At 72.9% G+C, this 8,292-nt stretch carries 8 protein-coding genes; 5 read left to right on the forward strand and 3 right to left on the reverse strand.

Annotation, left to right across the window (positions count from 1 at the left end; genetic code table 11):
• Positions 1-53 precede the first annotated feature (53 nt).
• The 3 genes from JWR81_RS28990 to JWR81_RS29000 all read left to right on the forward strand — a co-directional run bounded on the left by JWR81_RS28990 (position 54) and on the right by JWR81_RS29000 (position 3,025).
• Positions 54-1,817, forward strand: coding sequence for an acetyl/propionyl/methylcrotonyl-CoA carboxylase subunit alpha (locus JWR81_RS28990; RefSeq protein WP_297659945.1), 1,764 nt, complete (start codon positions 54-56; stop codon positions 1,815-1,817).
• Positions 1,817-2,362 (forward strand): GNAT family N-acetyltransferase, encoded by a 546-nt coding sequence (locus JWR81_RS28995; protein WP_297659923.1) that lies wholly within the window; start codon positions 1,817-1,819, stop codon positions 2,360-2,362. The genes JWR81_RS28990 and JWR81_RS28995 overlap by 1 nt, the downstream gene beginning before the upstream one ends.
• 198 nt (positions 2,363-2,560) lie before the next feature.
• Entirely contained in the window at positions 2,561-3,025 is a 465-nt protein-coding gene (locus JWR81_RS29000; RefSeq protein ID WP_297659925.1) for a hypothetical protein, read from the forward strand.
• Between the two features lie 53 nt (positions 3,026-3,078).
• On the opposite strand, the gene JWR81_RS29005 is transcribed toward JWR81_RS29000, so the two are convergent.
• Both JWR81_RS29005 and JWR81_RS29010 read right to left on the reverse strand, forming a co-directional pair.
• Positions 3,079-3,429, reverse strand: coding sequence for a hypothetical protein (locus tag JWR81_RS29005; protein WP_297659928.1), 351 nt, complete (start codon positions 3,427-3,429; stop codon positions 3,079-3,081).
• A gap of 216 nt (positions 3,430-3,645) precedes the next feature.
• The gene (locus JWR81_RS29010; RefSeq protein ID WP_297659931.1) at positions 3,646-5,049 is read right to left on the reverse strand and encodes an NAD(P)H-quinone dehydrogenase; all 1,404 of its coding nucleotides are present in this window, start codon (positions 5,047-5,049) and stop codon (positions 3,646-3,648) included.
• A gap of 80 nt (positions 5,050-5,129) precedes the next feature.
• On the opposite strand from JWR81_RS29010, the gene JWR81_RS29015 reads away from it, so the two are divergent.
• Positions 5,130-5,579: a gamma-glutamylcyclotransferase gene (locus JWR81_RS29015; RefSeq protein ID WP_297659935.1), complete on the forward strand. Its 450-nt coding sequence runs from the start codon at positions 5,130-5,132 to the stop codon at positions 5,577-5,579.
• Between the two features lie 43 nt (positions 5,580-5,622).
• On the opposite strand, the gene JWR81_RS29020 is transcribed toward JWR81_RS29015, so the two are convergent.
• Positions 5,623-6,861 (reverse strand): amidohydrolase, encoded by a 1,239-nt coding sequence (locus tag JWR81_RS29020; protein WP_297659938.1) that lies wholly within the window; start codon positions 6,859-6,861, stop codon positions 5,623-5,625.
• Positions 6,862-7,249: 388 nt separating this feature from the next.
• Here JWR81_RS29020 and JWR81_RS29025 point away from each other — a divergent pair.
• On the forward strand, positions 7,250-8,292 hold a 1,043-nt coding region (locus JWR81_RS29025), incomplete at its 3' end, for a serine/threonine-protein kinase (protein WP_297659942.1).

Below are 8,292 nucleotides of genomic sequence, written 5' to 3' on the forward strand. Positions count from 1 at the left end.
GTAACCACGCGCCGGAGCACGGGGCTCCGCAGCGCTCCACGAGGAGGCCGACCGTGCCGCGCCTGACCAAGGTTCTCATCGCGAACCGCGGGGAGATCGCCGTCCGCGTCATCCGCGCCTGCCGGGACGCCGGCCTGCCGAGCGTCGCCGTCTACGCCGATCCCGACCGCGACGCGCCGTTCGTCCGGCTCGCCGACGAGGCGTTCGCGCTCGGCGGCTCGACCGCGGCCGAGTCCTATCTGGTCATCGACAAGATCATCGATGCCGCGAAGCAGTCCGGCGCCGACGGCATCCACCCCGGCTACGGCTTCCTGAGCGAGAACGCCGAGTTCGCGCAGGCCGTCGTCGACGCCGGGATCACCTGGATCGGGCCCACCCCGCAGGCCATCCGCGACCTGGGCGACAAGGTCACCGCGCGCCACATCGCCACCCGGGCCGGTGCGCCGCTCGTCCCCGGCACGAACGACCCGGTCTCGGGCTCCGACGAGGTCGTCGCGTTCGCGAAGGAGCACGGGCTGCCCGTCGCGATCAAGGCGGCGTTCGGCGGCGGTGGGCGCGGTATGAAGGTCGCGCGCGAGGAGAAGGAGATCGCCGAGCTGTACGACTCGGCGGTGCGCGAGGCCACCGCGGCGTTCGGGCGCGGCGAGTGCTTCGTCGAGCGCTACCTCGACAAGCCCCGTCACGTCGAGGCGCAGGTCCTCGCCGACACCCACGGCAACGTCATCGTCGTCGGCACCCGCGACTGCTCGCTGCAGCGCCGCTTCCAGAAGCTCGTGGAGGAGGCGCCCGCCCCGTTCCTCACCGACGAGCAGCGCTCCACCATCCACGAGGCCGCGAAGGCCATCTGCAAGGAGGCCGGCTACCACGGCGCCGGCACCGTCGAGTTCCTCGTCGGGCAGGACGGGCTGATCTCGTTCCTCGAGGTGAACACCCGCCTGCAGGTGGAGCACCCCGTCTCGGAGGAGACGAGCGGGCTGGACCTGGTGCGCGAGCAGTTCCGCATCGCCGAGGGCGAGGTGCTCAACGTCCTGGAGGACCCCGAGCCGCGCGGCCACTCCATCGAGTTCCGCATCAACGGCGAGGACGCTGGCCGCGGCTTCCTTCCCGCCCCGGGAACCGTCACGTCCATCTCGTACCCGGCCGGTCCGGGCGTGCGCGTGGACGCTGGCGTCGAGTCCGGCTCGGTGATCGGCGGCCAGTTCGACTCGCTGCTGGCCAAGCTCATCGTCACGGGCTCCGACCGGGCGCAGGCACTGGAGCGCTCCCGTCGCGCGCTGGCGGAGTTCCAGGTCGAGGGCATGGCGACCGTGCTGCCGTTCCACCGCGCGGTGGTGGAGGACCCCGCGTTCGCCACCGACGACTTCACCGTCCACACCCGCTGGATCGAGACCGAGTGGGACAACACGGTCCCGCCGTTCGAGGGCGGCGAGGGCGCCGACGAGGAGTCCACCGAGCGCCAGACCGTCGTCGTGGAGGTCGGCGGCCGCCGGCTCGAGGTGTCGCTGCCCGGTGACCTCGCGCTCGGCGGGGGCGGCGGCGCGACCGCGGCGAAGGCTCCCCCGCGCAAGCGCGGCGGCGGCAAGGGCGGTGCCAAGGTGTCCGGTGACGCCGTCACGGCCCCGATGCAGGGCACGATCATCAAGGTCGCCGTGTCCGACGGCGACACCGTCTCCGCGGGCGACCTCGTCGTCGTGCTCGAGGCGATGAAGATGGAGAACCCGGTCACCGCCCACAAGGACGGCACGGTCACCGGGCTGTCGGCCGAGGCGGGCAGCTCCATCTCCCAGGGCACCGTGATCTGCGAGATCAAGGAGTAATGGAGCCGGTCGAGATCAACGCGGGCGCCTGGTACCTGCGCGCCCTGCGCTGCGACGACCGCATCGACGACCGGCACGCGGTCGTCGCCTCCTGCGAGGATCCCGAGATCCGGCGCTGGCGCCACCGGCCCGCGCCGGATCCGATCGAGGCCGAGGCGTACATCCGACGGCGCGCCCGGGACTGGTCACGCGACGAGCGCTACACCTGGGCGGTCTGCGAGCCCACCACCGGCGAGATGGTGGGTGAGGTGTCGCTCGACGCCGTCGACGTCCGGATGGGCAGCGCCGAAGCCGCTTGCTGGGCGCTCCCCCACGCCCGTGGCCGCGGCATGATCACCACGGCGCTGGGGGCGGTGCTGCGGTTCGGGTTCGGCGGGCTGGGCCTGCAGCGCGTCAGCTACCTGTGGGGCGTCGGCAACGAGGCTTCCGGACGCGTCGCGCAGAAGTGCGGGTTCGCGGTGGAGGGGCGCATGCGCTCGGCGTGGGTGGACGGCGACCGCCGCGTCGACGTCATCGTCTCGGGTCGGTTGGCGACCGACCGTTGACGATGTGCCGTATGCCCGTTTAACGTCGTCCGGCCAGGTTCTTCCACAGCGACCCGCACCGTGCTGGACAAGTGCATAGCGGAACAGCAGTGACGCCACCCGTGTGACCATCCACGGGGCCCGGTTCCTCCCGTCCGCCACGCAGGCTCAGCCGCGCCGTGGACACGCCCTCATCCCCATCGGCGACCAGGATCCGTCATGCCCCCCGAGACGTACGTGACCACCCACATCCACACCGAAGGGCCGATCCCCGGCCCACACTCCCTGCTCACCGTCACCGCCGCCGCCCACACAGCGGCGGGTGACCTGATCGGCTCCACCACCGTCAACGTGCGCGAGCTGCCCGGCGCCACCCTCCATCCCGTCGCCCTCCAGCAGTGGAGACGCCGGGCCGAGGACTGGCTCTCGTCCCGCCGGGCCAGCCGCCCACCCGCCCCCGCGATGACCGCCCTGACCCGCTGGATCGACGATCTGCCGGGCCGGAAGGTGTTCGTGGCCGACACCGCAGAGCCCGACTACCTGTTCCTGTACTGGTACCTGCAGCGCTTCACCGGGCGGTGGCCGTTCACCCGGACCACCACCGAGGCGGGGCTCCACGCCCGCCTCACCCCGACGGAGCTGTGCCCGCTGACCGGCTGCCGGTCACTGGCCAGGACGGGATAGCCCGCCACGACCACGGCCGGTGCGGCCGCAGCCGCACCGGCCGTTCTGCGTCCTCAGCGCAGGTCGCGGGACGTGACGCCGCGGCCGGCCACCGCACCGGCCACCCCGGCGACGACGGTGATGCCGGCGAGCAGGATCGCGACGAACCCGAGGCCGCCGATGATCAGCCCGACCACGGCCGACGTCAGGCCGACGGCAAGGCCCGTCCGTGCCAGCACGGCACCGCTGCGGCCGCGGGTGACGTAGCGCGCCGCCCCGGCTGTGGCGAGGATCGCGAGCAGACCGCTCACCAGGGCGAGGGGCGGCAGGAGCCACACGGCAGCGGCGGCCACGAGGGGCGCGCCGACACCGGCGACGAGGACGGGGGCCGCGGGGACGCGGTACGGAGCGGGTGCTGTGGTCATGCTCCGATCGTGGCGCTCCGCACGTCCCGCGGGATCGGGGATGACCCCGAGAGAACCCCGGAACGTCTCAGGACGGGTGGGGCCACCAGACCTGGGCCGCGGCCTTCTCCATGTCGTTCACGACCAGCGCGATGCGGGCGACACCCGTGAACGTCGGACCGGCAGCCGCTGAGCGTTGCCGCATGCCTCCGGGTGCCCACGCAGGCGGACGGCCGATCAGTCCAGGTCGCCGTGGCGCATGAGCTGACGTCCGGCCTCGGTGATGGATCCCGACAGCGACGGGTAGACGGAGAACGTGTACGCGAGGTCGGCCACGGTCAGCCCGTTCTGCACGGCCAGCGCGATGGGCAGGATCAGCTCGCTCGCCACGGGAGCCACCACGACCCCGCCGACGACCACGCCGGTGGCCGGGCGGCAGAACAGCTTGACGAAGCCGCGACGCAGCCCCTGCATCTTCGCGCGGGGGTTGGTGGAGAGCGGCAGCATGATCGTCCGGGCCGGCACCTCGCCGGCGTCGATCGCGCGCTGGCTGATGCCGACGGTGGCGATCTCCGGGCGGGTGAACACGGCCGCGGCCACGGTCTTGAGCTTGATCGGCGCGACTCCCTCGCCGAGGGCGTGCCACATCGCGATGCGCCCCTGCATGGCCGCGACGGACGCGAGCATGAGCACGCCGGTGCAGTCGCCCGCCGCGTAGACGCCCGGCACGGACGTCCGCGAGACGCGGTCCACGGGGATGAAGCCGCCCCGCCCGGTCTCGATGCCGATCTTCTCCAGGCCGAGGTCGGTGGTGTTGGGCACCGAGCCGACCGTCATCAGCGCGTGCGAGCCGCGGATGACGCGCCCGTCGGCGAGCTCCACCGCCACCCCGTCACCGTCACGGCGGACGGCCTCGGCGCGGGCCTGCGCGAGGATCTCCACGCCGCGGTCGGCGAACACGTCCTGCAGCACCGCGGCCGCGTCGGCGTCCTCACCGGGGAGCACACGGTCGCGGCTGGAGACCAGGGTGACCCGCGCGCCCATCTCGACGTAGGCCGACACGAACTCCGCACCCGTGACGCCCGACCCGACGACGACGAGGTGCTCGGGCAGCTCCTCGAGGTCGTAGAGCTGGCGCCAGGTGAGGATGCGCTCGCCGTCGGGCTTGGCGTCGTCGAGGACGCGGGGGGTGGCGCCGGTGGCGATGAGCACCACGTCGGCGGGCAGCTCCTCGACGTTGCCGTCGCGGGTGCGGGCCAGGACGACGTGCTGCGCGCGGGCCGACGGCTCGTCGCTGAACGCGGCGGTGCCGCGGAGGATGCGCACACCCTCGCGCTCGACGCGGGCCCGGATGTCGGCCGACTGCGCCTGCGCGAGGCCCTTGACACGGGCGTTGACGGTGGGCAGGTCCACGCCGACGGCCTGGCGGTCGGCGGTGAGGCCCAGGTCGGCGGCGCGGTGGAGGTCGACCCGGATACCTGCGGAGGAGATGAACGTCTTCGACGGCACGCAGTCGTCAAGGACGCAGGCGCCCCCCATGCCCTCGCGTTCGACGACCGTGACGTCGCTCCCGTGCTGCGCGGCCACCAGTGCGGCCTCGTAGCCCGCGGGCCCGCCGCCCATGATCACGATCCGCGTCACAGACGACGCCTCCTTCGATGTCCGGCTCGATCTCGGTTGCCCGATCACGGTACGCGGAAGCGTCGCACTACTCTGTGCTGGTGCCGTTGTACGCCGCCTACGGATCGAACATGGATCCGGCCCAGATGAAGGAACGCGCTCCGTACTCGCCCATGGCGGGCACGGGGTGGCTGATGGGATGGCGGCTGACGTTCGGGGGCGAGGACTACGCCTGGGAGGGCGCCCTCTCCACCGTCGTCGAGGAGCCGGGGTCGCAGGTCTTCGTCGTGCTCTACGACGTGCCCGACCACGACGCCGCCCAGCTGGACCGCTGGGAGGGTGGCGAGCTCGGCCTGCACAAGAAGCTCCGGCTGCGGGTGCACACGCTCGAGGGCGACGTTCTCGCGTGGATCTACGTGCTCAACGCCTACGAGGGTGGCGAACCCAGCGCCCGGTACCTGGGTGTGCTCGCCGACGCCGCCGAGCTGGCCGGCGCCCCCGCCGACTACGTGGCCGCGCTGCGCAACAGGCCGAGTTCGAAGTCCGTCTGAATCACGCCCGCCCCGGGGGTTCTGCCCCGGGGCGGGCGGAGTTCTAGTGGGTGAGGGCGGCCAGGGCCGCGTTCACCATGACCCGAACGCCGAACGGGAGGGCGCGCTCGTCCAGGTCGAAGGTGGGCTGGTGGATGTCGCGCATCGGCCCGTGGCCCGGCCAGACGCCGAGCCGTGCCATGGCACCGGGCACGCGCTCCAGGTACCAGGCGAAGTCCTCGCCGCCGCTGGACTGCTCGGTACTCGTGGACGCGTCCGGACCCAGCACGGTGGTGGCGGCCTCGGCGAGCATGCCGGCGCTCACCTCCTCGTTGACCACGGGCGGCACGCCGCGGATGTGGTCGAGCACGTAGCCGACGCCCATCGGGGCCAGTACGGCCGCCACGAGCGAGCGCATCTTGTCCTCGAGCTCGTTCCACGTGGCGTGGTCGGCGGTGCGCAGCGTGCCGCGAAGCAGGCCGTGCTGCGGGATGGCGTTGGCCGCCTCGCCTGCGTGCGCCGCACCCCACACGAGGACGGTGCCCGAGCGCGGGTCGACGTGACGGGTGAGAAGCAGCGGCAGCTGCGTGATGAGCAGGCCCATCGCCTCGACGAGGTCGGCCGTGAGGTGCGGGCGGGAGGTGTGGCCGCCGGGCGAGGTGAGCCGGATCTCGACGACGTCGCACGCCGAGGTGATCGGGCCGACGCGGGTGCCGAGCTTGCCGACCTCGAGACGCGGGTCGCAGTGCAGCGCGAACGCGCGGTCGACGCCCTCCATGGCGCCGTCGGCGACCATGTCGATGGCACCGCCGGGCTGGATCTCCTCGGCGGGTTGGAAGATCAGCCGGACGCGGCCGGGGAGCGACGGCGCCGAGGCCAGCGCCAGTGCGGCGCCGAGCAGGATCGAGGTGTGGGCGTCGTGTCCGCAGGCGTGCGAGACGCCCTCGACGGTGGACGCGAACGCCAGGCCGGTGTCCTCCTGCAGCGGCAGGGCGTCGAGGTCGGCGCGCAGCGCGACGCAGCGGTCGCCGTAGCCGACGTCACAGACGAGGCCGGTGCCGCCGGGAAGCGTGCGGGGTTCGAGGCCGACCGCCATGAGGCGACGGGCGACCATCGCGGTGGTGCGGTGCTCCTGGCGCCCGAGTTCCGGTACGGAGTGCAGCGAGCGACGCCACGCCACCACGTCGGAGCGGCGGGCGCCGAGCCACGAGTCGAGCCATGCGGGGCCACTGCCCGCACCGAGGTCGGCGACGGCCGGTTCGGCGACGGGCAGGAGGTCGTTGTGCGCGTCCAACAGGGTCACTGCACACCTTCAGAGCCGATGTCGGCGTGGTGCCGCAGCGGAGCGCGCATCGATGCTGCTCTGTCGTGCATCAGGCCATGGTGCTCACCCGGACGGCGGTGTACCAAGCGGAAACGGGGCCTGGCGGGAAACGCTCGCCGAGGGGTTGCCGAGCTGCTGCGGACGGCCCCGTCACCGTTGACGAGCGGTCGGGTGGTCCTACGCCGAGCGGCCTGATACCCCGTTCGTCGCAGGTAGCAGGCCTTGTCTCTCCAACATTCATGTGACACGACGTACCCGATCGTGTCGTACCCGACACGTCTCGACCCCCCACCGGCCGTTCCCACGCCGCACGCTTGTCCGAGGGGGCGACAGCGCAGCGTGATGGGCGGCTGGTCAGAATGGGTAAGTGCCTGAGGACAGTAACGACTCCGACCGCCGCATCGGCGGTCGTTATCGGCTGTCCGCCCACCTGGGCAGCGGCGCCATGGGCACCGTCTGGTCCGGGTACGACGAGGTGCTGCAGCGGCGGGTGGCCGTCAAGGAGCTGAAGGTGCCGCCGGGCGTCCCGTCGCAGGAGGCGCTGGACCTGCGCGAACGCATCATGCGCGAGGCGCGGGCCCTGGGCGGCCTTTCGCACCCCAACGTCATCACCGTCTTCGACGTCGTCGACAACGACGGCGAGCCGATGGTCGTCCTGGAGCTGGTGCCCTCCCGCAACCTCGCCACGATGATCGGCGAGCAGGGCTCGCTGACGATCCAGCAGGCCGCGGTCGTCGGCTTCGCCACGGCGGGCGGGCTGCGGGCCGCGCACCGCGCCGGCATCACCCATCGCGACGTGAAGCCCGGCAACGTCCTCGTCGCCGACGACGGGCGCGTCAAGCTCACCGACTTCGGCATCGCCCGCAACTCCGCCGACGCCCCGATGACCAGCGTCGGCCTGGTGCTCGGCTCGCCCGCGTACATCGCGCCGGAGGTGGCGGCCGGCCACGCCGTGACGCCGGCCGCGGACCTGTGGGGCCTCGGGGCCACGCTCTTCGCCGCCGTCGAGGGCCGCCCGCCCTACGACGTGCACGGCGACCCCGTCTCGACGATCACCGAGGTGGTCGACGGCGAGGTCCCCCGCCCGCGCGCGACCGGGCCCGTCTCCGACGTGATCCGCGCCCTGATGGTGAAGGACCCGGACGCGCGGATGCCCCTGGAGGAGGTCCGCCAGCGGCTGCGCCCGCTCATCGACGACCCTGACGACCCGATCTACCCCGGCTCCCCCGACGCACCGACGATGGCCTCCGCCGTGATGCGCCCGCCGGTCGGGCGGACCGAGGGCTCCGCCGCGCTCCCTAAGCAGGCGCCCGCACGGCCTGCGGCCGCCCCGATGCGCCCGCCCCCGGCCACCGGCACGCGGATGCCCTCGGTGCCCGCACCGCTGGCCGCCGCGCCGGGCCCGCTCCC

Source organism: Pseudonocardia sp. (genome assembly GCF_025965585.1).
Lineage (GTDB): Bacteria > Actinomycetota > Actinomycetes > Mycobacteriales > Pseudonocardiaceae > Pseudonocardia.

Coding starts and splice junctions, on each gene's coding strand:
- JWR81_RS28995 (WP_297659923.1), top strand. CDS start 1,817: ATGGAGCCGGTCGAGATCAACGCGGGCGCCTGGTACCTGCGCGCCCTG.
- JWR81_RS29000 (WP_297659925.1), top strand. CDS start 2,561: ATGCCCCCCGAGACGTACGTGACCACCCACATCCACACCGAAGGGCCG.
- JWR81_RS29005 (WP_297659928.1), bottom strand. CDS start 3,429: ATGACCACAGCACCCGCTCCGTACCGCGTCCCCGCGGCCCCCGTCCTC.